The organism is Pseudomonas sp. GW821-FHT03A09 (genome assembly GCF_059421065.1).
In genome coordinates this window covers 86,437-111,469 of the sequence record NZ_JBWKUX010000010.1, presented here as the reverse complement: position 1 = coordinate 111,469, position 25,033 = coordinate 86,437, and the positions used below count along the sequence as shown (strand labels likewise).

General features: G+C 59.1%; 30 protein-coding genes and 1 pseudogene. 13 read left to right on the top strand and 18 right to left on the bottom strand.

The window, feature by feature from the left end; translation table 11 throughout:
- The first annotated feature begins 211 nt into the window (after nucleotides 1-211).
- From AC07V4_RS19050 to AC07V4_RS19025, 6 genes are read left to right on the top strand one after another with little or no spacing between them, the layout of a single operon-like run.
- Nucleotides 212-2,041: an extracellular solute-binding protein gene (locus AC07V4_RS19050; RefSeq protein ID WP_492636487.1), complete on the top strand. Its 1,830-nt coding sequence runs from the start codon at nucleotides 212-214 to the stop codon at nucleotides 2,039-2,041.
- The gene (locus AC07V4_RS19045) at nucleotides 2,038-3,876 is read left to right on the top strand and encodes an extracellular solute-binding protein (RefSeq protein WP_492636486.1); all 1,839 of its coding nucleotides are present in this window, start codon (nucleotides 2,038-2,040) and stop codon (nucleotides 3,874-3,876) included. Before AC07V4_RS19050 ends, AC07V4_RS19045 begins: the two co-directional genes overlap by 4 nt.
- A complete protein-coding gene (locus tag AC07V4_RS19040) occupies nucleotides 3,877-4,950 on the top strand; it encodes a microcin C ABC transporter permease YejB (RefSeq protein WP_431752755.1) in 1,074 nt (357 codons plus the stop codon).
- 1 nt (nucleotide 4,951) lies between these two features.
- Complete coding sequence (locus tag AC07V4_RS19035; protein WP_016972786.1) at nucleotides 4,952-5,971, top strand: ABC transporter permease; 1,020 nt, start codon at nucleotides 4,952-4,954, stop codon at nucleotides 5,969-5,971.
- Nucleotide 5,972: 1 nt separating this feature from the next.
- Nucleotides 5,973-7,583, top strand: a complete 1,611-nt coding sequence (locus tag AC07V4_RS19030) for an ABC transporter ATP-binding protein (RefSeq protein ID WP_492636485.1) — start codon at nucleotides 5,973-5,975, stop codon at nucleotides 7,581-7,583.
- Nucleotides 7,580-8,461 (top strand): AraC family ligand binding domain-containing protein, encoded by an 882-nt coding sequence (locus tag AC07V4_RS19025; RefSeq protein WP_492636484.1) that lies wholly within the window; start codon nucleotides 7,580-7,582, stop codon nucleotides 8,459-8,461. Before AC07V4_RS19030 ends, AC07V4_RS19025 begins: the two co-directional genes overlap by 4 nt.
- Here AC07V4_RS19025 and AC07V4_RS19020 read toward each other — a convergent pair.
- The 3 genes from AC07V4_RS19020 to AC07V4_RS19010 form a co-directional block, all read right to left on the bottom strand.
- Complete coding sequence (locus AC07V4_RS19020; RefSeq protein WP_492636483.1) at nucleotides 8,403-8,990, bottom strand: LysE family translocator; 588 nt, start codon at nucleotides 8,988-8,990, stop codon at nucleotides 8,403-8,405. The two genes, AC07V4_RS19025 and AC07V4_RS19020, sit on opposite strands and share 59 nt — an antisense overlap.
- 91 nt (nucleotides 8,991-9,081) lie before the next feature.
- A complete protein-coding gene (locus tag AC07V4_RS19015) occupies nucleotides 9,082-9,711 on the bottom strand; it encodes a ribonuclease T2 family protein (protein WP_492636482.1) in 630 nt (209 codons plus the stop codon).
- 27 nt (nucleotides 9,712-9,738) lie between these two features.
- Complete coding sequence (locus tag AC07V4_RS19010; RefSeq protein WP_492636481.1) at nucleotides 9,739-10,728, bottom strand: Gfo/Idh/MocA family protein; 990 nt, start codon at nucleotides 10,726-10,728, stop codon at nucleotides 9,739-9,741.
- A gap of 126 nt (nucleotides 10,729-10,854) precedes the next feature.
- Here AC07V4_RS19010 and AC07V4_RS19005 point away from each other — a divergent pair, with 126 nt between their 5' ends.
- Nucleotides 10,855-11,217 (top strand): NUDIX hydrolase, encoded by a 363-nt coding sequence (locus AC07V4_RS19005; RefSeq protein ID WP_492636480.1) that lies wholly within the window; start codon nucleotides 10,855-10,857, stop codon nucleotides 11,215-11,217.
- Nucleotides 11,218-11,229: 12 nt separating this feature from the next.
- Here the strand turns inward: AC07V4_RS19005 and AC07V4_RS19000 are convergent, their stop codons facing one another.
- Genes AC07V4_RS19000 through AC07V4_RS18985 form a run of 4 tightly spaced genes read right to left on the bottom strand, consistent with a single transcriptional unit; the run spans nucleotide 11,230 to nucleotide 13,061 of the window.
- A complete protein-coding gene (locus AC07V4_RS19000; RefSeq protein ID WP_431752749.1) occupies nucleotides 11,230-11,715 on the bottom strand; it encodes a periplasmic heavy metal sensor in 486 nt (161 codons plus the stop codon).
- Complete coding sequence (locus tag AC07V4_RS18995; RefSeq protein WP_492636479.1) at nucleotides 11,712-12,143, bottom strand: hypothetical protein; 432 nt, start codon at nucleotides 12,141-12,143, stop codon at nucleotides 11,712-11,714. Before AC07V4_RS18995 ends, AC07V4_RS19000 begins: the two co-directional genes overlap by 4 nt.
- Nucleotides 12,140-12,718: an RNA polymerase sigma factor gene (locus AC07V4_RS18990; RefSeq protein ID WP_492636478.1), complete on the bottom strand. Its 579-nt coding sequence runs from the start codon at nucleotides 12,716-12,718 to the stop codon at nucleotides 12,140-12,142. Before AC07V4_RS18990 ends, AC07V4_RS18995 begins: the two co-directional genes overlap by 4 nt.
- A gap of 31 nt (nucleotides 12,719-12,749) precedes the next feature.
- The gene (locus tag AC07V4_RS18985; protein WP_492636477.1) at nucleotides 12,750-13,061 is read right to left on the bottom strand and encodes a YXWGXW repeat-containing protein; all 312 of its coding nucleotides are present in this window, start codon (nucleotides 13,059-13,061) and stop codon (nucleotides 12,750-12,752) included.
- Between the two features lie 223 nt (nucleotides 13,062-13,284).
- On the opposite strand from AC07V4_RS18985, the gene AC07V4_RS18980 reads away from it, so the two are divergent.
- Nucleotides 13,285-13,425: a hypothetical protein gene (locus tag AC07V4_RS18980; protein WP_492636476.1), complete on the top strand. Its 141-nt coding sequence runs from the start codon at nucleotides 13,285-13,287 to the stop codon at nucleotides 13,423-13,425.
- Here the strand turns inward: AC07V4_RS18980 and AC07V4_RS18975 are convergent.
- Nucleotides 13,422-13,670 carry a DUF1652 domain-containing protein gene (locus AC07V4_RS18975; RefSeq protein WP_492636475.1) on the bottom strand — a complete coding sequence of 83 codons (249 nt, stop codon included), beginning with the start codon at nucleotides 13,668-13,670 and terminating at the stop codon, nucleotides 13,422-13,424. The two genes, AC07V4_RS18980 and AC07V4_RS18975, sit on opposite strands and share 4 nt — an antisense overlap.
- A 244-nt stretch (nucleotides 13,671-13,914) precedes the next feature.
- Here AC07V4_RS18975 and AC07V4_RS18970 point away from each other — a divergent pair, with 244 nt between their 5' ends.
- Entirely contained in the window at nucleotides 13,915-14,859 is a 945-nt protein-coding gene (locus AC07V4_RS18970; RefSeq protein ID WP_492636474.1) for a GGDEF domain-containing protein, read from the top strand.
- Between the two features lie 288 nt (nucleotides 14,860-15,147).
- On the opposite strand, the gene AC07V4_RS18965 is transcribed toward AC07V4_RS18970, so the two are convergent.
- The 6 genes and pseudogenes from AC07V4_RS18965 to AC07V4_RS18940 form a co-directional block, all read right to left on the bottom strand.
- Entirely contained in the window at nucleotides 15,148-15,408 is a 261-nt protein-coding gene (locus AC07V4_RS18965; RefSeq protein ID WP_492636473.1) for a hypothetical protein, read from the bottom strand.
- 49 nt (nucleotides 15,409-15,457) lie between these two features.
- Nucleotides 15,458-15,631 (bottom strand): annotated as a pseudogene (locus AC07V4_RS18960) (GNAT family N-acetyltransferase); the annotation flags it as partial.
- An 83-nt stretch (nucleotides 15,632-15,714) separates the two neighbouring features.
- Entirely contained in the window at nucleotides 15,715-16,620 is a 906-nt protein-coding gene (locus AC07V4_RS18955; protein WP_492636472.1) for a helix-turn-helix transcriptional regulator, read from the bottom strand.
- Between the two features lie 36 nt (nucleotides 16,621-16,656).
- Entirely contained in the window at nucleotides 16,657-17,352 is a 696-nt protein-coding gene (locus AC07V4_RS18950) for a fumarylacetoacetate hydrolase family protein (RefSeq protein ID WP_492636471.1), read from the bottom strand.
- A 107-nt stretch (nucleotides 17,353-17,459) separates the two neighbouring features.
- The gene (locus AC07V4_RS18945) at nucleotides 17,460-17,789 is read right to left on the bottom strand and encodes a hypothetical protein (protein ID WP_065906328.1); all 330 of its coding nucleotides are present in this window, start codon (nucleotides 17,787-17,789) and stop codon (nucleotides 17,460-17,462) included.
- A gap of 121 nt (nucleotides 17,790-17,910) precedes the next feature.
- Nucleotides 17,911-18,348, bottom strand: a complete 438-nt coding sequence (locus AC07V4_RS18940) for a DUF3995 domain-containing protein (protein ID WP_492636470.1) — start codon at nucleotides 18,346-18,348, stop codon at nucleotides 17,911-17,913.
- A gap of 93 nt (nucleotides 18,349-18,441) precedes the next feature.
- Between AC07V4_RS18940 and AC07V4_RS18935 the strand changes: the two genes are divergently transcribed.
- Complete coding sequence (locus AC07V4_RS18935; RefSeq protein WP_492636469.1) at nucleotides 18,442-18,831, top strand: DUF2946 domain-containing protein; 390 nt, start codon at nucleotides 18,442-18,444, stop codon at nucleotides 18,829-18,831.
- A 95-nt stretch (nucleotides 18,832-18,926) separates the two neighbouring features.
- Nucleotides 18,927-21,053: a TonB-dependent receptor gene (locus tag AC07V4_RS18930; RefSeq protein ID WP_492636468.1), complete on the top strand. Its 2,127-nt coding sequence runs from the start codon at nucleotides 18,927-18,929 to the stop codon at nucleotides 21,051-21,053.
- Nucleotides 21,054-21,307: 254 nt separating this feature from the next.
- Here the strand turns inward: AC07V4_RS18930 and AC07V4_RS18925 are convergent, their stop codons facing one another.
- Together AC07V4_RS18925 and AC07V4_RS18920 are read right to left on the bottom strand one after the other, a co-directional pair.
- On the bottom strand, nucleotides 21,308-22,324 hold the full coding sequence (locus AC07V4_RS18925; RefSeq protein WP_492636467.1) for an ABC transporter substrate-binding protein: 1,017 nt from the start codon (nucleotides 22,322-22,324) through the stop codon (nucleotides 21,308-21,310).
- Nucleotides 22,325-22,450: 126 nt separating this feature from the next.
- The gene (locus AC07V4_RS18920) at nucleotides 22,451-22,900 is read right to left on the bottom strand and encodes a hypothetical protein (RefSeq protein WP_431749459.1); all 450 of its coding nucleotides are present in this window, start codon (nucleotides 22,898-22,900) and stop codon (nucleotides 22,451-22,453) included.
- A 407-nt stretch (nucleotides 22,901-23,307) separates the two neighbouring features.
- On the opposite strand from AC07V4_RS18920, the gene AC07V4_RS18915 reads away from it, so the two are divergent.
- Nucleotides 23,308-23,583 (top strand): hypothetical protein, encoded by a 276-nt coding sequence (locus AC07V4_RS18915; protein WP_492636466.1) that lies wholly within the window; start codon nucleotides 23,308-23,310, stop codon nucleotides 23,581-23,583.
- Nucleotides 23,584-23,693: 110 nt separating this feature from the next.
- On the top strand, nucleotides 23,694-23,924 hold the full coding sequence (locus AC07V4_RS18910; RefSeq protein ID WP_431749457.1) for a hypothetical protein: 231 nt from the start codon (nucleotides 23,694-23,696) through the stop codon (nucleotides 23,922-23,924).
- 61 nt (nucleotides 23,925-23,985) lie between these two features.
- On the opposite strand, the gene AC07V4_RS18905 is transcribed toward AC07V4_RS18910, so the two are convergent.
- On the bottom strand, nucleotides 23,986-24,189 hold the full coding sequence (locus AC07V4_RS18905) for a hypothetical protein (RefSeq protein WP_431749458.1): 204 nt from the start codon (nucleotides 24,187-24,189) through the stop codon (nucleotides 23,986-23,988).
- Between the two features lie 249 nt (nucleotides 24,190-24,438).
- Entirely contained in the window at nucleotides 24,439-24,843 is a 405-nt protein-coding gene (locus AC07V4_RS18900) for a TraR/DksA family transcriptional regulator (RefSeq protein ID WP_010564800.1), read from the bottom strand.
- Nucleotides 24,844-25,033: the final 190 nt, after the last annotated feature.

Sequence of the window (25,033 nt, the reverse complement as noted above, 5' to 3'; positions counted from 1 at the left end):
GCTCTCAAGAACACCGCAAAACATAGGTGGGAGGGGGCTTGCTCCCGATTGCAGTGGGTCAGTCAACCTAAGTAGTGACTGATCCACCGCAATCGGGAGCAAGCCCCCTCCCACATTTGCTTAGTGGTGTTTTCAGCATGCTTTTTCCAACCGGAACAAGCTGTTACTGTACCGATCATAAAGCCCAAGCCGCCTGGATCGGATCTCTGACTTGAAGCGTCCCCTCCTTCTACTAATAAGTCTGGCCTTGAGCTTTGCTGCGAACGCGACGATTACCGAGAGCCACGGTTACACGCAGTTCGGCACACTCAAGTACCCGGCCAAATTCACCCACTTCGACTGGGTAAACCCTGCAGCGCCCAAAGGCGGGACGTTGCGGGTCATGGCATTTGGCACGTTCGATACACTCAACCCCTATACCTTCAAGGGCTCCAGCCCGGTTTCAACCCCCAATTTCCTGCAATACGGCGTCAATGAGCTGAACGAGCCGTTGATGGTCGGCACTGGCCAGTACGCCCCCTCCGGTGATGAACCCACCTCCAGCTACGGGCTGATCGCTCAATCGGTGGAATACAGCGAGGACCGCAGTTGGGTCGTGTTCAACCTGCGCCCCGAAGCGCGCTTTCACGATGGGAAACCGATCACCGCCTACGACGTGGCGTTTTCCTACCGCACGCTGCTGACTGAAGGCCACCCGCAATACCGTACCAACCTGCAGGAAGTGGCACGGGTCGACATCCTCAACCGTCATCGCATCCGTTTTGTATTCAAGCGCGCCGGTAACCCGTTGCTGATCCTGCGCCTGGGCGAAATGCCGGTACTGCCCCAGCATTACTGGAAAAACCGTGACTTCAAGGCCACCACCTTCGAGCCGCCGCTGGGCAGCGGGCCGTATCGCATCACCAAGGTTACGCCGGGGCGGCAATTGGTCTTCGAACGCGTCAAGGATTACTGGGGCAAGGACTTGCCGGTCAACCAGGGGTTCTACAACTACGACAAGGTCGAAGTGGAGTTCTACCGCGACAGCGACGTGGCGTTCGAAGCCTTCAAGGCCGGCGAGTTCGACATTTATATTGAGCACCAGGCCAAGAACTGGGCCACGGGCTACAACTTTCCGGCGGTCAACCGAGGCGAGGTGATCAAGGCGCAGATCGCCCACCAGATCCCGACCCAAAGCCAGGGTTTGTTCATGAACACCCGGCGTCCGACCTTCAGCCAAGCCAAAGTACGCGAAGCCTTGGGGCTGATGTTCGACTTTGAATGGACCAACCGCACCCTGTTCAGCAGCGCCTACAAACGCAGTGTGAGTTACTACCCCAACAGCGAGTTTTCGGCGAGCGGCGTACCGGTGGGCCATGAATGGCTGATGCTCTCCCCCTACCGCGACCAGTTGCCCGCCGCCCTGTTCACCCAACCGTTCAGCCTGCCGCAGACCGACGGGCGTGGCATCCCCCGCGACACCATGCGGCGCGCCCTGGCATTGCTCGGTGAAGCCGGCTGGAAGCTGTCGGGGCAACACTTGCTCGACAGTAAGGGGCAACCCCTGCGCCTGGAGATTCTGTTGGTCAACCCGAACCTGGAGCGCATCCTGCAGCCCTATGTCGAAAACTTGATCAGCATCGGCGTCGACGCACGCCTGCGCACCGTTGACCGGGCGCAATACAAGCAACGCCTGGATCAGTTCGACTTCGACATGATCCTCATGACCCTCAACCAAACCTTGAGCCCGGGCCTTGAGCAGTGGCAGTACTTCCACTCCAGCCAAGTGGCGATCAAGGGCAGCAAGAACTATGCAGGCATCGCCAACCCCGTGGTCGATCACCTGCTGGAACAACTGCTGGCCGCACAGACCCGCGAGGAACAGTTGGCCGCCGGCCGGGCCCTCGACCGAGTGCTGTTGTGGCAGCACTACAGTATTCCCAATTGGTACCTCAACTATCATCGACTGGCATACCGCAATCGGTTCGCCTTTGTCACCACGCCGCCCTATAGCCTGGGCTTGAGCGCTTGGTGGCTCAAAGCTTCGGAGAAAGCCCAATGATATCTTTGCGTACTGCACTGCTTGGCAGCCTCTTGCTATGTACCGTGGCCCAAGCTGCCCCGCAACATGCGTTGACGCTCTACAACGAGCCGCCAAAATACCCCGCCGACTTCAAGCACTTCGACTATGTAAACCCCGATGCCCCCAAGGGCGGCACCTTCCGCGAATCCGCCATGGGTGGCTTCGACAGCCTCAACCCCTACATCAGCAAGGGCGTGCCAGCGGATAATATCAACCTGATCTACGACACCCTGGCCATGCAAAGCCTGGACGAGCCCATCACCGAATACGGGCTGGTGGCCGGCAAGATCGAAAAGGCGCCGGACAACAGTTGGGTCCGCTTCTACCTGCGCCCCGAAGCGCGCTTTCATGATGGGCACCCAATCCGCGCCGAAGATGTGGTCTTCACCTTCCAGACGTTGCTCAAAGACGGTTCACCCATCTTCCGCACCTACTACGCCGACGTCGATGAAGTGGTCGCTGAAGATCCGTTGCGGGTGCTGTTCAAGTTCAAGCGCACCAATAACCGTGAACTACCGCTGATCCTTGGGCAGCTCCCAGTCCTGCCCAAGCATTGGTGGGCCACCCGCGACTTCGCCAAGGGCAACCTGGAAGTGCCCCTGGGAAGCGGGCCGTACAAAGTGGCAGAGGTCAAGGCCGGGCGCATGATTCGCTACGAGCGGGTCAAAGACTATTGGGCCAAGGACCTGCCGATCACCCAAGGGTTCTACAACTTCGACAACCGCATCACCGACTACTATCGCGACAACACCGTGGCCCTGGAAGCCTTGAAGGCCGGGCAATTCGACTACTGGCTGGAAATCAGCGCGAAGAACTGGGCCAACGCCTACAACACTCCGGCAGTCGCCCAAGGTCGGTTGATCAAGGAAGAGATCCCCAACGGCAACCCCACCGGCATGCAAGGCTTCGTGTTCAATACACGCAAGCCAATGTTCCAGGATGTGTGCGTGCGCAAGGCAATCAGCCTGTTGCTGGACTTTGAATGGAGCAACAGGCAGTTGTTCAATGGCGCCTATACCCGTAGTCGCAGTTACTTCGAAAACTCGGAAATGGCCGCCACCGGCTTACCCGGCCCGGACGAGCTGGCGATTCTCGAACCCCTGCGCGACAAAATCCCGGCCGAGGTTTTCACCCAAGCGTTCGAGCCCGCCAAAACCGACGGCAGCGGCATGATTCGCACCCAGCAGCGAGAGGCTTACCAGTTGCTGCAGGAGGCTGGCTGGAAGATCGTCAACGATAAAATGGTCGACACCACCGGCAAGCCAGTGACCATCGAGTTCCTGCTGGTCCAGACTGACTTCGAACGTGTCCTGCTGCCGTTCAAGCGCAACCTCGCCGACCTGGGCATCGACCTGGTAATTCGCCGGGTCGACGTGTCGCAGTACATCAACCGCCTGCGCTCGCGGGATTTCGACATGTTGGTGGGCAGTTTCCCGCAGTCCACTTCGCCGGGTAACGAACAGCGCGAGTACTGGAAGTCCTCCAGCGCCGACAAGCCCGGCAGCCGCAATTACATGGGGCTCAAGGACCCTGCGGTCGACCAACTGGTGGAAGAGCTGATCGACGCCGACTCGCGCAAAAGCCTGGTGGCCCACGCCAAGGCCCTGGACCGCGTGTTGCAGTTCGGCTACTACGTGATTCCGAACTGGCATATCAAGACCTTCCGCGTGGCGTACTGGGATCACCTGGGCCACCCCAAGGTCCCGCCGCGCTATGACGTCGGCACCGTGACCTGGTGGGCCAAACCCGACGTAAAACCGGCGGTTCCCCTGGACACGATTCAAAGCGCCGACCCGGCGAGCGGAGGCGATTGAATGCTGGCCTATATTGTTCGTCGCCTGTTGCTGATCATCCCCACGCTGTTCGGGATCCTGCTGATCAACTTCATCATCATCCAGGCCGCCCCCGGTGGCCCGGTGGAGCAGATGATCGCCAAGCTCGAAGGCTTTGACGGCGCCACCAGTCGCATTGCCGGCGGCGGTGCCGAGGTCTCTGTGGCCGGTTCCAGCTATCGGGGCGCACAGGGCCTGGACCCGGCACTGATCAAGGAAATCGAAAAGATGTACGGCTTCGACAAATCGGCGCCGGAACGCTTGTGGATCATGGTCAAGAACTACGCCCGGCTGGACTTCGGCGACAGCTTCTTCCGAGACGCCAAGGTCATCGACTTGATCAAGGAAAAGATGCCGGTATCCATTTCCCTCGGGTTATGGAGCACGCTGATCATGTACCTGGTATCGATACCGCTGGGTATCGCCAAGGCCACACGACACGGCAGCCACTTCGATGTGTGGACCAGCTCGGCGATCATCGTCGGCTATGCGATCCCGGCGTTCCTGTTTGCGATCCTGCTGATCGTGGTATTTGCCGGTGGCAGTTATCTCGACTGGTTCCCGTTGCGCGGGCTCACCTCCAACAATTTCGATGAGTTGAGTTGGGGCGGCAAAATCCTCGATTACTTCTGGCACCTGGCGCTGCCGGTCACCGCACTGGTGATCGGCAACTTCGCGACCATGACGCTGCTGACCAAAAACAGTTTTCTGGACGAGATCAACAAACAATACGTGGTCACGGCCAAGGCCAAGGGCCTGACGAACCGCCGCGTGCTCTATGGCCATGTGTTCCGTAACGCCATGCTGCTGGTGATCGCCGGCTTCCCTTCGGCATTCATCGGGATCTTCTTCACGGGCTCGTTACTGGTGGAGGTGATTTTCTCCCTCGACGGCCTGGGCCTGATGAGTTTTGAAGCGGCGATCAACCGCGACTATCCGGTGGTGTTCGGCACGCTGTTCATCTTCACTCTGCTGGGGTTGATCGTGAAACTGATCGGCGACCTCACCTACACCCTGGTCGATCCGCGCATCGACTTCGCCAGCCGGGAGCATTGAGATGAACCTGTCCCCCCTCAATCGCCGTCGGTTCGAGCGCTTCAAGGCCAACAAACGTGGCTGGTGGTCGTTGTGGCTGTTCCTGATCCTGTTCGTGCTCAGCCTGGGCGCAGAGCTGATCGCCAATGACAAGCCATTGGCGGTGCACTTCGACGGCGGCTGGTACTTCCCGGCGCTCAAGCGTTATCCGGAAACCACCTTCGGCGGTGAATTTCCGCTGGAGGCCAACTACAAGAGCCCGTACATCCAGGAACTGCTCAAGGCCAAGGATGCGTGGACCTTGTGGGCGCCGATCCCATTCAGCTACCAGAGCATCAACTACGACTTGAAAGTCCCCGCCCCGGCGCCCCCTTCGAGCGTCAACCTGCTGGGCACCGATGACCAGGGCCGTGATGTGCTGGCCCGCGTGATCTACGGGTTTCGGGTTTCGGTGCTGTTTGCCCTGACCCTCACCGTTCTCAGCTCGATCATCGGCGTGATCGCCGGCGCCTTGCAGGGTTTCTATGGCGGCTGGGTCGACCTGGCCGGGCAGCGTTTCCTGGAAATCTGGTCGGGTTTGCCGGTGTTGTATCTGCTGATCATCCTCGCCAGCTTCGTGCAGCCCAATTTCTGGTGGCTGCTGGGGATCATGCTGTTGTTTTCCTGGATGAGCCTGGTGGATGTGGTGCGCGCCGAGTTCCTGCGCGGGCGTAACCTGGAGTACGTGCGCGCAGCCCGGGCGCTGGGCATGCAGAATGGCGCGATCATGTTCCGGCACATCCTGCCCAACGCCATGGTTTCGACCATGACGTTCATGCCATTTATTCTCACCGGCGCCATCGGCACCCTCACCGCCCTCGACTTCCTCGGCTTCGGTCTGCCTGCCGGTTCGCCGTCCCTGGGCGAGTTGGTGGCCCAGGGCAAATCCAACCTGCAAGCGCCCTGGCTGGGCATGAGTGCGTTTGCCGTGCTGGCGATCATGTTGAGTTTGCTGGTGTTTATCGGCGAGTCCGCTCGCGATGCCTTCGACCCGAGGAAATGAGATGAATCAGGACAATCTGATCGAAGTCCGCGACCTCAGCGTCGAGTTCGTCACCGGGGACCATCACCACCGCGTGGTGAACAACGTCAGCTTCGATATCAAGCGCGGCGAAACCCTGGCCCTGGTTGGCGAAAGCGGCTCGGGTAAATCGGTGACCGCCCACTCGATCCTGCGCCTGCTGCCCTACCCGTTGGCGCGACATCCATCGGGCACCATCACCTATTCCGGGCAGGACCTGCTGACGCTCAAGGAAAAAACCATCCGGCACATTCGCGGCAACCGCATTGCGATGATCTTTCAGGAGCCGATGACCTCGTTGAACCCGCTGCACTCAATCGAGAAACAGATCAACGAGGTGCTCGGCCTGCACAAAGGGCTCACCGGTAAAGTCGCCACCCGTCGCACCCTGGAATTGCTGGAACTGGTGGGCATCCCCGATCCGCACAAGCGCCTCAAGGCCCTGCCCCATGAGTTGTCTGGCGGCCAGCGCCAACGGGTGATGATCGCCATGGCATTGGCCAACGAGCCAGAATTATTGATCGCCGATGAGCCGACCACGGCCCTCGATGTCACGGTGCAATTGAAGATATTGGAGCTGCTCAAGGAATTGCAGGCCCGTCTGGGCATGGCGTTGCTGTTGATCAGCCATGACTTGAACCTGGTACGACGCATCGCCCACCGTGTATGCGTGATGCAGAAAGGCTGCATCGTTGAACAGGCCGACTGCGAGACGCTATTCCAATCGCCCCAGCACCCTTACACCCAGGAACTGCTGGCTGCCGAGCCCAGCGGCGGGCCTGCCGTCAACGAAGTCGGGCCACCGTTGCTGGAAGTCGATGACCTCAAGGTCTGGTTCCCGATCAAGAAAGGCTTTTTGCGCAGCACCGTCGATTACGTCAAGGCGGTGGATGGCATCAACTTCAGCTTGCCCCAAGGGCAAACCCTGGGCATCGTCGGTGAAAGCGGCTCGGGTAAATCCACCTTGGGCTTGGCAATTCTGCGGCTGATCGGCAGCAAAGGCGGCATTCGTTTCGAAGGCCAGCAACTGGACACACTCAGCCAGCAACAGGTACGCCCATTGCGACGGGAAATGCAGGTGGTGTTCCAGGACCCGTTCGGCAGTCTGAGCCCGCGCATGTGCGTCAGCGAAATCGTCGGCGAAGGTTTGCGCATTCATAAAATGGGTACGCCGACCGAACAGGAAGCGGCGATTATCGCGGCGCTCAAGGAAGTGGGCCTGGACCCCGAGGCCCGTCATCGCTACCCCCATGAGTTCTCCGGCGGCCAGCGCCAACGCATCGCCATCGCCCGTGCCCTGGTACTCAAGCCGCGCCTGATCCTGTTGGACGAACCCACTTCGGCACTCGACCGCACGGTACAACGCCAAGTGGTGGAATTGCTGCGCAGCTTGCAGGCCAAGTATAACCTGACGTACCTGTTCATCAGCCATGACTTGGCGGTAGTGAAGGCCTTGAGTCACCAGTTGATGGTGGTCAAGCATGGGCAGGTGGTGGAACAGGGAGAGGCGCGGACGATTTTTGCCGATCCGCAGCATGCCTATACCCGGCAGCTGCTAGAGGCCGCGTTCCTGGCACCGGGAGTGGATGCATGACAGAGCCTACTTCGCACTCACCACGCTTCTGGCGCGACGAGCACTTGCCATTCATCGAAACGCGCGCCATCGCCGATGGGCGCAAGGTCACTTACAGCCGGCATGCCCATGAGCATTTTTCCATCGGGGCGGTCACCACCGGACGCAGCTATTACCACTACGGCACGGACACCTTCCAGATCAGCGCCGGTACAGTCGTGCTGATGAACCCTGGGGATGTGCACGCCTGCAACCCCATCGACAATGAGCCTTGGTCCTATCGAATGCTGTACATCGATACGCCCTGGCTGACCGACCTGCAGCACCAATTGGGCTTCAGCACCGACCAGGGTTACCGGCCATTCAACACGCCTTACACGCGGGACAAGACGTTGTATGCAGGGCTGCTGGAGCTGTATCAGGTATTGGTGGACGAGCAAGCCGAACACTTGCAGAAGCAGAGTACGCTGGTGAGCTTTTTCACTGAGGTTCAGCAACGCCTCAACCCTGCCGACACGCCGATACGGGAGGTCAATCACAAGCTGGAACGGGCGGCCGAGTACATCCGCGAGCACTGTACCCAAGCATTGAAGCTGGAAGACATCTGCATGGCGGCCGAGCTATCGCCGTCTTACCTGATCCGCGCATTCAAGCAGTATTACGGGCTGACACCCCATGCTTATCTGGTGAACCAACGCATCCAGTTTGCCCGTGCCCAACTGCGCCAGGGCAAGTTGATCGCCGATGTGGCCCTGGCTTCGGGCTTCGCCGACCAGGCGCATTTCCAGCGTGCCTTCAAACAGCATTTCGCTGCCACGCCCGGGCAGTACCGCGACCTGCTCAAGCCATCAGCAAATAACCCACACTGGCCACCAGCAACGCGGCCATCGAGCGGTTGAACAGGCGTACGCCCTGGGGGTTGCCGAGGTAACGGCGCAAAAACGTTCCGGCGTAGGCCCAGCACGCCACCGACAGGTAGCAGATCACCAGATAGAGCGCCGCGAACAACCACACCTGCGCAGCGTCGCCATCCGCCACGAACAAGCCCATTCCCGCCACACAGGCCAACCAGGCTTTCGGGTTCAGCCACTGCATGATCGCGCCGTAGAGCATCGACGGCGCAGTGGCCGCGCCATCAGCATTCAACTGACCATCATCCACGGCCAGTTTCCAGGCCATGTACAGCAAGAAGGCCACCCCACCCCACTGGATCAGCTGGGTGAGAATGGGCCATCGCGTCAGCACTTCATGAAGACCTAGGCCAATCAGCACCAGCAACAAAGTGAAGCCCACGGCGGCACCGAACACATGCTTCTGGCTGGCGGCAAAACCGAAGCGCGCACCGGAACTCAGGGCGACCACATTGACCGGCCCCGGTGTGATGGAGGTCGCCAAGGCGAAGGCGGCCATGGAAATGATCAAGCTCATTGCGATTCCCTTTATGTGGTGACGATCAAGATGACGTCACGGTAAAGGGCACGGCGCGCGTGGTATTGAAGAAAATGCCCCTCAAGCCACCTTAACGCTGTGAAGGAATACGGATGTCACCGTCACGGCATTGGGTCTTGACGCTGCGCGGGCAACCGGCGAACGCCAGATCCTTGGTCAGGCACACCCGCACTTCCGACAACACCTTGCCTTTACAGATCACCGCCACCCCATGATTGCCCATGCGCGGGTTGCTCTCGCGAAACAACGCCTCGATCTCCTGGGCCGGTAATGACGGTGGCGAGTTGAGCGGCTGCAACTGTTGCGGAATATTCACCGCGCCCAGCGCAGCGTCTGTCTTGTCCAGGTAGGCCAACGGCTCAAGTCCGGAGCACGTGCCGTGCTTGGCCCATTCATGCTTGAGCAGCGAACGGCTCGGGAACAACGTGGCCCCCTTGTCCATGGCTTCGCGGTTCAGCGACGACTGCGGATCACACGACGCCGGCCACCCGCCCCGCGCGTATTGCGGCCACAAGCCGTGCAGCACAAAGCCGTAACCCTTGCCCGAACACTGCTCGTTGCCAGGGTGAGTCAGGCAAAAGGTCGGTGACCACGACAATGACAACACATAAAAATCAAACTCCCCCGCCTGCCCTTGGCTGCGCGGAGCCGCCACAGCACTCGTGGCCAGCACCAGCCACAACGCCATCCAGTATTTCATACGTCTGTTCCTTGTAAAAAACTCATCTTAGTGCGACGACTCAGGATGATGGTGGTTACGTTGTAGCACCTGATCGAGGATTCGATCGGTCTTCAACGCTTCGATCGCCAACGAGGGATGCTGCGCCTCACCGCGTATATGGGCATTCATGCCCAGCACGTGATGCCATTGGATATGCGCGTGACACGGTACTGTCAGCACTTCGTTGGTTTCGCCTTCGAGCTGTATCGGCTGGTCTTCGAATACCGAAAAGCGGATACGCCCGTGGCTGCCGATCAACTCGACCCAGTCTTCGCGTCGGTCCGCGACAAAATTCCAACACCCCATACCCAGAGCGCCCGAAGCGAAGCGCCAACTGGCAGTCACGGCGTCCTCTGCCGCATAACGGCCTGCCTGGCGAGAGGTAAATCCCGCCACATCAACGATATCGCCAGCCAGGTACTGGAACAGGTCAAAACCATGGCTGGCCAGGTCGGCGAAGTAGCCGCCACCGGCAACCGACGGGTCGGTGCGCCAGTTGGCAGGGTTGGCATCCGCTGCCGCGGGCGGCTTGCACAAGGTCCAGGTCAGGTGGCGCAACTCACCGATCCGCCCGGATCGCAGCCAGTCGCGCACTTGCTGAAAACGCGGCAGCGAGCGGCGATAGTAGGACACAAACAAATGCAGCCCGGCGTGATCAAAGGTGCGCTGCATCAATGCACTCTGCTCGGCATTCAGCGACATGGGCTTCTCGACGCAGCAATGCTTGCCGGCTGCCGCCACCATCAGGCTGTATTCAAGGTGGCTGTCGGGCGGTGTGGCGATGTACACCGCATCCACTTCTGGGTCGTTGATCAGCGCCTGGGCGTCGGTGTAATAACGGGCAATGCCATGGCGTGCCGCATAATCGCGCACCGCCTCGACACGTCGCCCCATCACTGCCACCAACGCCGAACCGGGCGCTTTGTAGAAAGCGGGTCCACTCTTTAACTCAGTGACACTGCCACAGCCGATCATGCCCCAGCGTACGGTACTCATCTGCGTTCCTCGTCCGTGTTGTCCAGCGAGCAGTATCCACATCCCCTCTTGTCGGCGCCACAGCAGCCACACATGACAATTACATTACAATTTGATGACACTCATTTCGCTACGGAGCACCAGACGTTGAAAACACGCGCAACGGTCATTTGCGCCCATGAGGGGCATATCCTCTTCGTGCGCAAAGCCCGATCAAAATGGGCATTGCCAGGTGGCAAGGTCGAACCCGGCGAGCGCCCCGTGGGCGCGGCCGAACGGGAGCTGCACGAAGAAACCGGGTTGCAGGTGGATGGCTTGTTGTACTTGCAGCACATGAAGGCTCGCGACACCGAGCACCATGTGTTTGAAGCGTCAGTGATCAACATCACGCAGGCCAAGCCCTGCAACGAGATCATCGATTGCCGGTGGCATGCTTATGCCGCCCTGGATGACCTGGACACCACCGATGCCACGCGGCATATCGTCAAAGCCTTTCTGCGTCGCCTCTGACGCCACGAACGCTCACGAACGTGGCCGGCTGGCCACTTGTGTGACTTTGGCCTTCGCCTGTCCCCGTTGATAAAGCGCCTCGACCAGTTTCTGCCGTTCATCCTGAGGCAAACTGCTCGCAAACTGCGCCAGGGTGCTGTCCACCAAGGCCCGCAGCGCCACATCGGCCTCACGCGCCTTGGCCAGCTCAGCCACCAACACATCGTGATCCAGGGTCGGTGCTTCCAGTTGCTTGATCACCCCTAAACGGGCTTCACGACCCGCCATGATCAACGGCTGGCTGTCAGCACGGTTGTGGCGCAATAACTGCCGCAACTCTTTGCGTCGTTCCGGGGGCAGCTTGAACATCGCCTGGCGCAGACCATGCTGGTTGACCACCGCTTCGGCGGGCTTGGCGACGGCCATCCAATGATAGAGGCCGCCCCCCACTCCGCCGATCAGAAATACGTTGAGCAACACCGAGACGACCAACCAGGGTTTAAGGGTTTTGGGTGTCATTGCTCGGCTTCCTCGGCGTTGACGGTAAAAACGACTTCGGCATCGCCCTGATCGAAGACGCTGGGCAGCACTTCAGCTGACAGCATGGGCCGCGGCACACTCATCGACGCCACCAGCACCCCGGCAGCGATGCCGGCAATGCCCACGCCAACCAGCCCGGCCGGCGACAACCAACTGGCGTAACGCGACCAGAATGACCGGCGTTGCGGGGCCGACTGACGGATTTTGCGTGCCAACGCGGGATCGACGAGCGCCAGTTGATGACTGTCCATCTGCTGATCAAGCCAGCGCGCCGCACTCAATGCCTCGCGGGCACCGGGGTCGCCGCTGTCAAGCAAGGCGCGGGCCGCCGCTTGATCGGCGACGGGCCAGCGATGCAGGCTGGCACCGTAGGCATCGACCAGATAAGCAAATCGTTCAGGTGTCATGGTGTTCCCCTTCCTGGGCGGGCAAGCCCGGGTGTGTCGGCAAGTTGACTGCGCAACTGGCGGCGGGCCCGCGACAGCAGGCTCTCCAGTGCCTCGACGCTGATATTCATCAGGGCCGCGGCGTCGATGTTCGACAGCTCCTGGTAGTACTGCAACACAATGGCTTCGCGCTGACGCTCGGGCAAGGCCGCCAACGCGGCGGCCATGCGTGTACTGCTCTCGTTGCTTTCCAACTGTTCGTCCGGGGGTGGGGCACTGTCTGCCAGCTCCAGCACCTCCTCCTCATTCAACGGACGCTCCTTGCGCCGGCGCAGGCGGTCATGGCACAGGTTGAGCGCCACCCGGTGCAGCCAGGTGTCAAAGCGCGCTTCGCCTGCGCGCCAGTTGGCCGCCTGGCGCCAGATCCGCAGGAAACTTTCCTGGGCCACGTCCTTGGCCTCGTCAGCATCCCCCAGGAGCCGACCGGCGAGTGCCAGCAACCGTGGCAGCTTACGCGTCACCATTTCAGTGACGGCTGCCGCTTCGTTGTTGCTGATACGCGCCAGTAGCTCAACGTCCGGATCAGTGTCTTTCAATCGGCTAATACTCGGTCCGGGGAGTCAGGTTTCAGCGAATCCAATGCCCTTCGCGCCAGTACCAATTCGGCCCACGGGACTCCCAATGCCCTGGCTCCCACCGCGCGTTACGCATCACCGGCTGCCAGTGGCCCGGCACCCAGGCGTAGGCTCCGTGCTCCCAACGCCAGTGACCACGGTCCCAGGCGTAACCCGGGCGCTCTGCCGGAATCACTTCGACACGCTCAACCGGCGGTGCCTGGCGAATAATCACTTCGGTCTGGGCAAACGTCGGGGTGCTGACAAGCGCGGCGAACGCCAGCGGCACCAGTAAGGCGCAATGCAATTTGGCCAGTGATTTCATGGCAACTCCTTCATACGGCGAGCGAAAGTGCACGCTGCTGATGGGTTGAACGCACAACGTAGGAAAAATCCGTCGCAGCCGGCACAGTTTTTTTGCGCGGTGCCTGGAAGGCAGTATTGCTCAGGGATTGGGGGGCTGGATGAAATGTTTGAATACCTTGCGACGGATTCGTAGCAGTGGTTGCGTTCAAGGAATAACGCAGCACACACCATGAGGAAATACCATGTCCCGTCGCCTATACATGCTGATCGCCGCCCTCTTGATCGTCAGCCTCAACGGCTGCGTGATCCTGCCGGAACACCGGCATTGCTGCTGGCGCTACTACGGCGCAGCCGACACGCACACTGCAACCGTCAACAGTTAACCCACCGCCGCAAAACCACGGCGCCCGGCCTTGATCTCGGTGCGCAACTCGCCAATCAGGTTTGAGATGGAACGGACGCTGTCCAGGCCTTGGGGCGAGACCCGGGTCAGCAGCAGGTCGACGCGACCGGACTCCGGTTCGAACACGCTGATGCGCAGCGAACCGTCGCTGTTGAGGCTGCAGTCACACGCCAGCGGCAAGAAACCCGCGGCCATGATGCGGTTGAGTTCGGTGAGCGAGATCATGATGAGGCCCCGTCCGTGGGTTCTACCCTGTCGGTGTTTTGCCAACAGCATAGATAAGCTTTTACTTGCTACTGAACAATTAATTCAAAAGTGTTACCTGTGCCTCATTTTACCCTGTAAACGCTGGTGCTCTGGCGCCAGAAACCCAGCACGCGACCTCTCGTCTGCGGCTTTTGCGAAGGCTTGACTCAAGGCGTGGATCGCAAGACGCTCTTGGCTTTTAGCCATCACCGAGCAGCCCGCCATGAGCATCGATTCCCCCCACCTGCCCGACAGCGATGTCTACAAAACCCTGCTGGAATCGACCAAAGCCATCCCCTGGCGCATCGATTGGCAAAGCATGACCTTCAGCTACATCGGCCCGCAGATCGAGGCATTGCTGGGCTGGACCCCGCAAAGCTGGGTCAGCGTGGATGACTGGGTCGAACGCATGCACCCGGACGACCGTGAGTACGTGGTGAACTTCTGTGTGTCGCAATCCCGCGCCGGGGTGGATCACGAGGCCGACTACCGTGCGCTGACAGTGAACGGCGACTACGTGTGGATTCGCGATGTGGTGCATGTGGTACGCAAGGACGGTGAAGTGGAGGCGCTGAATGGCTTCATGTTCGATATCAGCGAACGCAAGAAGACCGAAGAACACCTGATCCGCCTGCAAAAACAGCTGGAGGAATACTCCTTCCAGGACGGCCTCACCGGCATCGCCAACCGCCGCATGTTCGACACCGTGCTGGAACGGGAATGGGCCAGTGCGCTGCGCAGCCAGTTGCCGCTGTCGCTGATCATCCTCGATATCGATTTCTTCAAGCAGTACAACGACCACTATGGTCATATCAAGGGCGATGAGTGCCTGCGCCAGGTGGCACGCACCCTGTCCCAGGCCGCCAATCGGCCACGGGACTTCATTGCCCGTATTGGCGGCGAAGAGTTTGTGTGGCTGCTACCGGAAACCGACGCCGCGTCAGCCAGACAGGTGGCGCGACGCTGCCTGCATCTGATGTGTCAGCAACAGATCGAGCACGGTTTCTCAGCGGTGTCGGACCTGCTGACGCTGAGCCTGGGAGTAGGCACTCATATCGTGACGCCCAACAGCGCCATGCTGGGGTTTGTCGAGTCTGTCGATAAGTTGCTGTATCAGGCCAAACGCAACGGCAGGATGCGCGCGGAGTTCGCCGATATTGAAGTTTGACGCCGAGGTCAAATTACGGGCAAAAAAAATCCCAAGTAGCTGATGGAAACTTGGGATTTAAAAATGCATAAACCGTGGGAGGTGAACGCCCGGCTATAGTACCGACTGCAAAAACCACTAACAAGATTATTTTAACCCTTTCGTCGGATTCTTAATCTCGTAAGTCATTCAATAACCACACATTTTTTAAGGCAGCGAACACTATCAGTGCCACTTTTTGGTGCAATAAACCGCGATGGTCTTTAGTGCTTAGCCGGTATATTCCCGCTATTAAAATAAGGTTATTGATTATAAAGGCGCGACGCTTTCCGCATAACGTTTCTTAAGTTGCTTGCAGGCTTCAGGTGGTTCAAGACTGTTTGGCGCAGCCGCACGGGCCACGCTTTCAATATGTTGGCAGAGCGCCAGGCGCTCGGCGGCCTCTTCTCGCTCTCGGTCGACCTGGGCATTGAAGCGCATGAAATAGGCACCCAGCGGCACCGCGACGCACAGAACCCCAATCGCAAAAAAACGAAAGCTGTCAGACGGCGGTGGTTCTGATGGATTCATGGGATCAGGGCGCCCTGCTCTTCTCATAACGGACGTCGTCGCCATCGACCACCTCGGCAATCCAGACACAGGGCGTTTCACGGATACTGTCTGCCAGCACCTGCGGCGTGATGCCAAGCTCTGCCATTTGCTCGCGGCTCAAGTGGTTCTGTACGACAGCGGTACGAATGGCGAACAACGTGTCGATATCAGCAAGCGTTGCCAGTCGGATAACGGTTTGCATCAGTGCTTCCTCCCTGGAAGCCCGCAATTGTATGCAAATAGAAACATATCCATTGTCGTGGATTTGTAAAAAACGTGTGACGACTAGATTTCTGCCTGCTCTTGTCGCCGAAATTTCCCTGGCGCCACACCATGGGCCTTGCGAAAACAGCGGGAAAAGTAGGCTTCATCGGCAAACCCGCACCGTTGTGCAATGACGCCGATCATCTGAGTGCTGTTGAGCAACAGCGTGCGCGCCAGTTGCATACGGCGATCAAGCACCAACTGAGAAAACGGTTTTCCAGTTTCCTTGCGCAGCAGATGCGTCAAGTAGTTGGCTGACAGGAATGCGGCGGCGGCCGTATCGGTCAAGTTGAGGCTGGGCTCGTGCACATGCGCGCGAATATAGCCCTGCACACGCGCCAAGGCGTCCTTGCGCCCGCGCCGTATGGCGTTGTTGGCGGCGAAGGCTTGCAGCGGCTCGGCGTACTGTTCACACACCAGGCCGATCAGTTGAAACAGATACCCCTTGAGCTGCTCGCGGGCACCGAAGGTACGGTGGGCGTCGAGGGTGCGCATATGGGTCAGCCAGGTTTTCACCTGCTCGAACGCCGCATCATCGAGAATGAAATCCAGTTGTTCCTGAAAACGAAATGGCGACAGCTCCGGCGCCTGGCCGATGGGGATGTCCTCCAGATCCAACGGATCACAGGTCAGCTGCGGCAGGAAAAACGCCTGGCTGAAGTTGATCAGCATGAACTCGCCGTCCTCCGGGTGAGGAATCACATGCAAGCGATGAGGCAGGATGAACGCCAGGGCTTTACGCGGAAACGGCCGCACCGCGCCCCCGATATGCTGCACGGTGTCGCCGCCGAGGTTGATCTGGATCTGGAAGTATTCATGCCGGTGGGGGCTGGTGAGCGCCGCCCGCCCGCGCTTGTCACGGATATAGAAGTCGGGGCGGTCGCTGCGTTGTTCCATGCCATAGGTGGTGACGCGGGTGCCGGGCATAGCGCTCTCTCAGGTGGCCAGGGCACCACTTTAGCCTCAACCGTTGCCGAGGGTGAAACTCAACTCGCCAACGCCTTCGATACCGGCGGTCACCACGTCTCCCGGTTGCAGCGCGCCGACGCCGGCCGGGGTGCCGGTGAAGATCAGGTCACCGGCCTTGAGCGCCACGGATCTGGAGGCGTGACTGATCACTTCGCTGACGGACCAGATCTGGTCAGCCAGGTCGCCGATCTGGCGCTGCTCGCCATTGACCTTCAGCCAGATGCTTCCTGTGGACGGATGCCCTATCGCGCTCACTGGCTGTAATGCGCTGCTTGGCGCCGACTCATCAAAGGCTTTGGCCCATTCCCACGGACGCGAGAGTTTTTTCGCCTGGGCTTGCAGGTCGCGGCGCGTCAGGTCGATCCCCACGCCATACCCCCAGATGTGGGAAAAAGCATCCTCAGGGCTGATATCCACCCCGCCCTTGCCGATGGCCACCACCAACTCCACTTCGTGATGCAAGTCCGCCGTCAGCGGCGGATAGGCGATCATGCCTTCGGCCGGCACCACCGCATCGGCCGGCTTCATGAAGAAGAACGGTGGCTCACGATCCGGGTCATGCCCCATTTCGCGGGCGTGCTCGCTGTAGTTGCGGCCGACGCAGAATACGCGACGCAGAGGGAAGCGCGCGGCGCTGCCCTGTATGGCCAAGGATGGGGTTTGTGCGGGGGGAAATACGTAATCGGTCATGGCCTATGCCTCCTGGTTTACCTGGCACCAGTATGTCGAGCGGCATCACGGCAAAGTTGGACAGGCTTACGCAGATATTGCACTGACCGGTGCAAAGCACTCGGGGGCTATTTGCGCGCCACCTTGTAGCGCAAGCAGTCCTGATAAAAGCTTTGGCGAATCGCCTCGGGCTTGAGCCGCGAACGGCTGTCATAGGTCTGCTCGGTGATGCCCATGGCCATCATGCGCATCCACGACTTGCTGAACTTGATGGTCTGGATCTTCTGCCTGGCAGCGTAGAGCGACACGCCCGACAACTTGAGTTCCTGGGCCCTGGCAGCCGTGCCGGCGCCCCAGCTGCACATGTACTTGTCACCCTCGCGCAACTCCCGTGCCTGCACGGCAGCCGCGCCGCCGGCCAGGGAGCAGGCGATCAGCATGATTCCAACAGTGCGCATTTGCTTCCTCACCTAACCACCTGAAAATAAAAGCGATTCTGGCGAGAATTTTGTTACAAAGGGGCCATTAAATTGCCTTATCGGCGAATGTTCACCATTGGTAAGCCACATCCGCCGGCACTTAGCCCCACGCCACCACCAACAACCCAACCCCCAACACCAGGCACAACGGCGAATAAAAATACGTATCCAACCGTGCAAACCTCGACCCACTCACCTTTTTGAAAAAACCCACCAGTTCCGAGTCCCCAATCGCCCTGGCGAACATGACCACGGCGATCGCACTGATGCCCCACTGCAACGCCCCATGGGACACCGGCGAGAAGTACAGACCAGCCCGTAGGCAAACGAGCAACGCAATCGCCACCAGCCCCATCGCAACCAGAAACGTGCCCAGCGCCGAAGGCTTGAACGCCGGCCGTGGTCCGCTGGCGAACTCGCCGGGCAGTTGGGGGATGGCGGCGAGGCTCCCGAGTTTGCCACCCGCGGCCCAGTACAGATGTACCATGCTGATGCAGGTAAAAACGCCGACGATCCACCGCGCGATGACAAAGCTCATGGCTGGCTCTCCCTGAAAATGTGCGATTCAGGATAGTCGCCCTGGGATTTTTTGTAGGCATTTCGTCGGCGGCTGATGGTAAAGTGCCGCCCCATGAAACTCGCCCGCGCCGACCGCTCGCTCATTGCCTGGATGCTCTACTGCTGCGTCCTGTTCAATGTGTTCGCCTGCAGTATTGGTCACGGGCAGATGCTGGGGATGCAGCTCAACGGCATCGGTGGTCAGTTCTGTACGGTGGACCCGCGTACCCAGGCGCCCACGCAGACCAACCCTACGGACGAGAACTTGCCGACGCTGTCCAAGGCGTTCGGATGCCCGCTATGTTCCAGCGGTGGCATGGGCCCTGCGCTCAACACCAGCTTGAATGTGGCGGTGTTGCCACAACCCCATGCGCCACCTCCGGCTGTCGTTCACGCCGCCGATATCCCTGCCCGCTTCACCTGGCCCACGGCTCACCCGCGCGCGCCTCCCGTTCTCGCCTGACACTTTCGCTTTCTGATCTGCACCGGTCACCGTTCCCATTGGGGATTACGGGCGGCTGTGCGTTGTTTTCAAGCTAAGTATTTCAGGATTCAACCATGAAACATTTACCCCTGTTGGCGGGCCTGTTCGGCTGCCTGCCTGTCTGTGGCTGGGCACTTGAACTGGCCCCGACTACCATCGACGGCGAACAAACCGCTGAACCCGGTCTGGCCCTGGACCAGTCCAGCGGCATGGCGTCGCGCCTGGGCTTGAGCGTGCGGGAAACCCCGGCGTCGGTGGCTATCGCCAATCGCAATGACATCGAGCGTCATGGTGCCAAGACCTTCCGTGATGCGGCCAATACCCTACCCGGTGTGAACGCCAGTGCACCGCCGGGGTTTGGCGGGTTTGTGTCCTATCGGGGTTTTACCAGCAGCCAGATCACCCAGATGTTCAACGGCATTAACGTTGCGACCGGTTTGGCGCGGCCGGTGGATGCGTGGATTTATGACCGAGTCGAACTCGTTGGCGGCCCCTCCTCCTTGATCAACGGTGCGGGGTCCGTAGGTGGTTCGCTGAACTACGTGACCAAACTGGCGACCCGCGAAGAACAGGCGGCCGAAGGCCAACTCACCTACGGCAGCTATGACACCGCCGGCATGGCTTTCGGCCTCAACCACGCCCTGACCGAACCTGGCGCCGAGGTGCAGCACTACGCACGCCTGGACGTCAGCCGTAACACCAACCACAGCTACATCGACCGCGATCAGCGCGATGCCTGGAGCGTGGCGTTTTCTTTGCTCAGCGACCTGACGCCCAACCTGTCTCACACCCTGGCGCTGGAATACCAGGATGAACATGAAGACAGCCCCTACTGGGGCACACCGGTGCTCAACCCCAAGGCCGGCGAATTGAAGATTGACCGACACAACCGCTTCAACAACTACAACGTCGCCGATGGCCGTTACGAACAGCGCACAATCTGGGCGCGCTCGATCATCGACTACCGGATCAACGACAGCACCACGCTGAAAAACACCCTCTATCACCTGGACAGCCAGCGCGACTATCGCAACCTGGAGACTTACCAATACAACGCCGACAACAGTGCGGTGAACCGCTCAACCGCGTACCAAGTACGCCATCAGGGTGAGCAGAGCGGCAACCAGTTCGAACTGCGTCACGACGACAGCCTTTTCGGTCTGTCCACCACGTGGTCCGGGGGCTTTGAATACAAGGTCAACAGCACCACCAACAACCCACTGAACGTCCCGGGCAAGAGCACGGTCGACCCGAATAACTATGACCCGGGGCACTTCTATGACATCCCAGGCACAAAACCCGGTTTCGTCGCGGACAAGACCAATGAGGTGACGACCAAGGCACTGTTCGTGGAAAACCGCCTGGGCCTCACCGATAAACTCTCGCTGCTGACAGGGTTGCGCTACGACGCCATCGACCTCGACGTGACCAACCACCGCACGATCACCGCCACCAACCCACGCCACTTCAAACGCAGTTGGGAGCCGTTGACCGGCCGCGTGGGCCTGACTTACCAGTTCATCCCGTCGGCCAATGTGTATGTGCAATACAGCACCGCAGCCGAGCAGCCATCGACCACCACCCAAGTGTTCGACGTGTCCACCGGCAAGCAGTGGGAAGTGGGCAGCAAGTTCGACTACCTGGAGGGTCGTGGTTCGGCGACGATCGCCGCCTACAAGATCGAGCGCAAGGATTTCGCCGTCACCGACCCACTGGACCCGAACAGCAGCATTCCGGTAGGCGCGCAATCGTCCAAAGGCATCGAGTTGGCCAGTTCGTTGCGCATCACCCCCAAATTGCTGGCTGAAGGCAACTTCGCCTGGGTAGACGCCGAGTACGATGACTTCAACGAGAAGCTCGCCAGTGGCGCCGTGGTATCGCGCAAGGGCAACACACCGACCAACGTGCCCAAGCGCGTCGGCAACCTGTGGCTGACTTATGATTTTGCCGAGGATTGGCAAGGCGGCGTGGACGCACGGTACGTTGCCGAGGTGTATGCGGACAATGCCAATACACTCACGGTACCGGCCTATACGTTGTTCGGGACATTCCTGCGCTACAAGGTGGACGCCCATACCTCGGTGACTGGCCGGGTGCGTAACCTGACCAATGAGGTGTATGCCGAGTTTGCCCATGTGTCGCCGGCGTATTACCTGGGATCGCCGCGGACATTCGAGCTGGCTGTACAAACCAAGTTCTAAACCTGGAATACAACTCAAAATGTGTTTAACCAAGAAGCCTTGCTAGCTAACTGCACCGGCTAGGTCAACGGGGCTCGTGGCAGCCATGCTGTTGCACACGCTCGACTCGCACCTGAGCCGAATACAAATTGAGTGTGGGAGCGGGCTTGCCCGCGAAGGCGGTGGATCAGTCACAACATCTTTGACTGACACTCAGCATTCGCGGGCAAGCCCGCTCCCACATTTTGGTCTCCACTTGGCAGTAAGGCTTGTGGCTACTTCAGGCTCGCCTCGACCTTCTGCGCCACATCGTCCGTCAACCAAGCTTTCCACACTTCGGGATGTTCCTTGAGAAACGCCTGGGCCACCTCCCGTGGTGGCGTGTGATTCTCGCTCATGGTTGCCAAGGCTTTGTTCAGCGGCGCGATGGGAAACTGCACCTTGGTAAAGAATTCAGCGATCTGGGGATGTTCGCTCTGGAATGGCGTCGACACACCAATGCTCAACTTGGACGCCAACGAGCGTGTTGGCCGTGGGTTGGGATTGTCGGCATCGGTCAGCGTCTTCCAGGCATCGGCATCAAACGCTGGTTCCTCAAGCTGGATCAGCTTGTAACGCCCCATCAAAGGCGTTGGCGACCAGTAATAGAACAACACCGGTTTGCCGCGGCGAATCGACGAGGCAATCTCGGCATCCAGTGCCGCGCCCGAACCACTGCGGAAATTCACATAACTGTCGTTCAGGCCATACGCCTTGAGCTTCTGCGCGTTGACCACTTCCGAAGTCCAACCGATCGGGCTATTGAGAAAGCGCCCTTTGCCAGGCGACTCGGGGTCCTTGAACACGTCTTTGTAGCGTACCAGGTCTTGCACGGTCTTGAGGTCCGGCGCCAGGGGCTTGAGACCTTTGGCGGGGTCGCCCTTGACCACATACTCCGGCACCCACCAACCCTCCGTGGCACCCTTGACCGTATCGCCCAGCCCCAGCACCTTGCCTTCGGCCTCCGCCTTGATCCATACCGGGCTGCGGCCGGCCCACTCTTCGCCGATCACTTGGATATCGTTTTTCGCCAGGGCGGTTTCCAAGGTGATGGTCGTGCCGGGTAAGGTGTCGGTGGGCAAGTCGTAGCCTTTTTCGACAATAAAGCGCAGCACTTCTGTGATCAGGCTGCCGCTCTCCCAGTTCAGGTCGGCGAAATGCACGGGTGCCTGGGCGGCGGGTGCCGGGAGTGAAGCCAGTGACAGACTCAAGGTCGTCAGGGACACAGCCAATAGGGATTTCAATCCTTTCATGCTTCACCTCGCATTTCGCAGCCATGGCAGGTGGCTTTGCAGTCAATGCGCGAAGCCTCTGAATAGTTAAGTCAACTCAACTGTAGTAGAGGTTCCGGAAGAGCAAGGTACACGACGTATTTAGCGCTACTCACTGGCCTTGAAGGTCACCAGTTCACCCTTGCGCCACTTGGCGGCCTTGCCGGTCACGGCCTTGAGGGTTTTGGTCAGGCCTTCCTGCAGCTGTTCGTTAGCGGCAAACACCAGCATCACGCTATGGCCTTCCTTGAACAGGATGCCCTGGCCCTCGGGAGTGGAGACGAAGGCGTAATCGCCCAAGCCATACACCGTCAACTTGATGTCACGGAACTTCAGTTCGAACTTGCCACCTTCACGGCTGGGCAACACGGCTGCACGAAAATGGTCGCCAACCTTGAGCTCCAGGCGTGGTTTGTCATCCACGACCATTGCCGCTTCGGTATCGATCTCGGCGATATAGATGCCTTCTGGCGTTTGTTCAGTGACATAAACAAAACGGGATTGGAACTGTTTGACCAACTTTGCGCGCAAATCACCCAGCACGAATAACGCATGCATATCCAGATTACTGACTGCCAAGGAAACGCCCCCACATCAAAAAGGCGCTACCCGCTGAAGCGGGCAGCACAAAAAACGGCCATTACGGCACGATCACACATTCGTCAGAAAACTGAAGAGACCCCGCTGGTGCACCAGAAGACTAGTACAGGCAGGCGCGGATGACCCCTGCAAGGTCATCCGGCACCACAGCAAATCACAGGTTTAACAACCCGAGAATACGGGTCGACCAACTTCAGAGAATAACCCTAATAAAAACGCAGTTTTCTGACGCCCGGCATAAAAGAAAATACTCGCGCATGGAACCAAGCGCGCAGTGCCGACGACAATACTAAAACAGCAACACGGGTCAAAACCACCCGAAATGCTGCTGATGGGTCAACATGATCGATCGACAGGAGCTGGCGATGAACCGACCTCAACACAACGCTACAACTTCAAGCGCAAGTTCAACATGTCATGACAGGCGCCAATACTACTGCTTGCACAACCCCGATGGGTATTTGAATTCAGTCCTTTATCAGGTCGTTCCGGCCGGAAAGAACTTTTTCCATGTGCTTGAGGTTACCAGCGGCAGGGTCAGAGGTTTCCGCAGCGACCACATCAAGGCCTGTGAGTTGGCCAAACAACTGGAGGCCAAGCTGTATGCCTTTCACGGGGGCATCGTTTCGTCAGCCGGATGACTTTACTGCGCCGCCGTCGCCCAACAACTGCCATACTGCCCCGTCCATTGAAGTTTGCCCCTTGTGGGTCAGGTTTCATCAGTGCAGTTACCTTGAAGGGAAGGCTATACGTGACGGAATTTGATATTGGCGAGTTTTTTATCCATGGCGACGCCCGGGAAATAGACGGTGAGTTTCAAGCGGTCATCATCATGCGGGCCAAACCACCGCTGAGCACAGTCACGCTGCATCAGGTTGAAAAAGACCGTTGGTTCAAAACCGTTGACGCCGCTGCCGTTGCCGCAAAAGAGGCTGCCAAGGCCCTCAAGACTGCCGTGGATTCAGGCGCACTCAATTCCTGATAGTCGCGAGGCCATCTGCTCGCTGAAGAAGTGAAATTGATCGCCGTCCCGAGCCCCCCTCTCAATGCAGGCTGTCTGACTGCTCCAGGCTCATCAACGCCTGCCAGGCAGCCCTGCACTCCTCTGCCTCATCGCGACTGGCAAATGCGGTGCCGCGCTGCTCGCCATTGAGCAATACAACCCAGCAAGCCCTCTGGCCCAGTGCACGCAGGGTTTCAGGTACGCCACTGCCGATCATCACGGCAACATCGACTTTGTTTTGCATGGAGCTTCTCCGCAGCATTAGTTAGCTGGCTAACAATGTTGGCCATGCTACGGTTTTCTGCCAGTTGGAAAAAGCTATCATCTGAATAGCTGCGTTGCATAAACCGCAACAATCGATGGCGAGGTGCGCTAGTTCGGCAATGCGCCCGGCACCTTCGCGGGCCAGGTCGTAGATGCGCGGGTAAAAGTCATCCAGACCGGCTTGGACATGTCTCTGGGGAGCCAATAGCAAGGCCCCCCGTACACCGCATCAGGCTTGACGCTGGTGCTTGTCGATCTGCTCGTGGCGCTCTTGCGCTTCGATGCAGTACTTGGTGGTCGGGCTGATCAGCAGGCGCTTGAGCCCGATAGGCTCACCGCTGTCATCACACCAGCCGAAGGAGTCTTCCTTGATGCGCTCCAGGGCACGCTCAAGTTGCGGTAGCATACGCTGGTCGCGGTCGATGGCGTTCACCAGCCAGGTGCGCTCTTCTTCAACGGAAGCAGCATCAGCCGGGTCAGCCGGGGTGTCCAGGCTTTCAATGGCGATGCGGTTCTGTTCAATGCGCTCGTGGTGTTCCACTTTCATGTCTTGCAGCAACTGCTCGAAAAAAGCGTGCTGTTCGGCATTCATGTAGTCATCCGCCGGCATGGCCAGCAACTTTTCCTTTGTCATTTATTTCTCTATAAAAAATACGTGCATTAAGGCGAATAAGGGAGCGTTCCGGCCGACCTCTGCAGGTCTCGGAAGGGCGCCGTCCATTCCAAGCGCCACCCGGCACTCAATTTACGAGGGGCGGCAGTCTAAGGCCGACTTGAGGGCGCAGCAACTGAAAAGACAGGCAATTTTTCCGAGATAACCTCCA

Coding starts and splice junctions, on each gene's coding strand:
- AC07V4_RS19045 (WP_492636486.1), top strand. CDS start 2,038: ATGATATCTTTGCGTACTGCACTGCTTGGCAGCCTCTTGCTATGTACC.
- AC07V4_RS19040 (WP_431752755.1), top strand. CDS start 3,877: ATGCTGGCCTATATTGTTCGTCGCCTGTTGCTGATCATCCCCACGCTG.
- AC07V4_RS19035 (WP_016972786.1), top strand. CDS start 4,952: ATGAACCTGTCCCCCCTCAATCGCCGTCGGTTCGAGCGCTTCAAGGCC.
- AC07V4_RS19030 (WP_492636485.1), top strand. CDS start 5,973: ATGAATCAGGACAATCTGATCGAAGTCCGCGACCTCAGCGTCGAGTTC.
- AC07V4_RS19025 (WP_492636484.1), top strand. CDS start 7,580: ATGACAGAGCCTACTTCGCACTCACCACGCTTCTGGCGCGACGAGCAC.
- AC07V4_RS19020 (WP_492636483.1), bottom strand. CDS start 8,990: ATGAGCTTGATCATTTCCATGGCCGCCTTCGCCTTGGCGACCTCCATC.
- AC07V4_RS19015 (WP_492636482.1), bottom strand. CDS start 9,711: ATGAAATACTGGATGGCGTTGTGGCTGGTGCTGGCCACGAGTGCTGTG.
- AC07V4_RS19010 (WP_492636481.1), bottom strand. CDS start 10,728: ATGAGTACCGTACGCTGGGGCATGATCGGCTGTGGCAGTGTCACTGAG.
- AC07V4_RS19000 (WP_431752749.1), bottom strand. CDS start 11,715: ATGACACCCAAAACCCTTAAACCCTGGTTGGTCGTCTCGGTGTTGCTC.
- AC07V4_RS18995 (WP_492636479.1), bottom strand. CDS start 12,143: ATGACACCTGAACGATTTGCTTATCTGGTCGATGCCTACGGTGCCAGC.
- AC07V4_RS18985 (WP_492636477.1), bottom strand. CDS start 13,061: ATGAAATCACTGGCCAAATTGCATTGCGCCTTACTGGTGCCGCTGGCG.
- AC07V4_RS18980 (WP_492636476.1), top strand. CDS start 13,285: ATGTCCCGTCGCCTATACATGCTGATCGCCGCCCTCTTGATCGTCAGC.
- AC07V4_RS18975 (WP_492636475.1), bottom strand. CDS start 13,670: ATGATCTCGCTCACCGAACTCAACCGCATCATGGCCGCGGGTTTCTTG.
- AC07V4_RS18970 (WP_492636474.1), top strand. CDS start 13,915: ATGAGCATCGATTCCCCCCACCTGCCCGACAGCGATGTCTACAAAACC.
- AC07V4_RS18965 (WP_492636473.1), bottom strand. CDS start 15,408: ATGAATCCATCAGAACCACCGCCGTCTGACAGCTTTCGTTTTTTTGCG.
- AC07V4_RS18955 (WP_492636472.1), bottom strand. CDS start 16,620: ATGCCCGGCACCCGCGTCACCACCTATGGCATGGAACAACGCAGCGAC.
- AC07V4_RS18950 (WP_492636471.1), bottom strand. CDS start 17,352: ATGACCGATTACGTATTTCCCCCCGCACAAACCCCATCCTTGGCCATA.
- AC07V4_RS18945 (WP_065906328.1), bottom strand. CDS start 17,789: ATGCGCACTGTTGGAATCATGCTGATCGCCTGCTCCCTGGCCGGCGGC.
- AC07V4_RS18940 (WP_492636470.1), bottom strand. CDS start 18,348: ATGAGCTTTGTCATCGCGCGGTGGATCGTCGGCGTTTTTACCTGCATC.
- AC07V4_RS18935 (WP_492636469.1), top strand. CDS start 18,442: ATGAAACTCGCCCGCGCCGACCGCTCGCTCATTGCCTGGATGCTCTAC.
- AC07V4_RS18930 (WP_492636468.1), top strand. CDS start 18,927: ATGAAACATTTACCCCTGTTGGCGGGCCTGTTCGGCTGCCTGCCTGTC.
- AC07V4_RS18925 (WP_492636467.1), bottom strand. CDS start 22,324: ATGAAAGGATTGAAATCCCTATTGGCTGTGTCCCTGACGACCTTGAGT.
- AC07V4_RS18920 (WP_431749459.1), bottom strand. CDS start 22,900: ATGCATGCGTTATTCGTGCTGGGTGATTTGCGCGCAAAGTTGGTCAAA.
- AC07V4_RS18915 (WP_492636466.1), top strand. CDS start 23,308: ATGAACCGACCTCAACACAACGCTACAACTTCAAGCGCAAGTTCAACA.
- AC07V4_RS18905 (WP_431749458.1), bottom strand. CDS start 24,189: ATGCAAAACAAAGTCGATGTTGCCGTGATGATCGGCAGTGGCGTACCT.
- AC07V4_RS18900 (WP_010564800.1), bottom strand. CDS start 24,843: ATGACAAAGGAAAAGTTGCTGGCCATGCCGGCGGATGACTACATGAAT.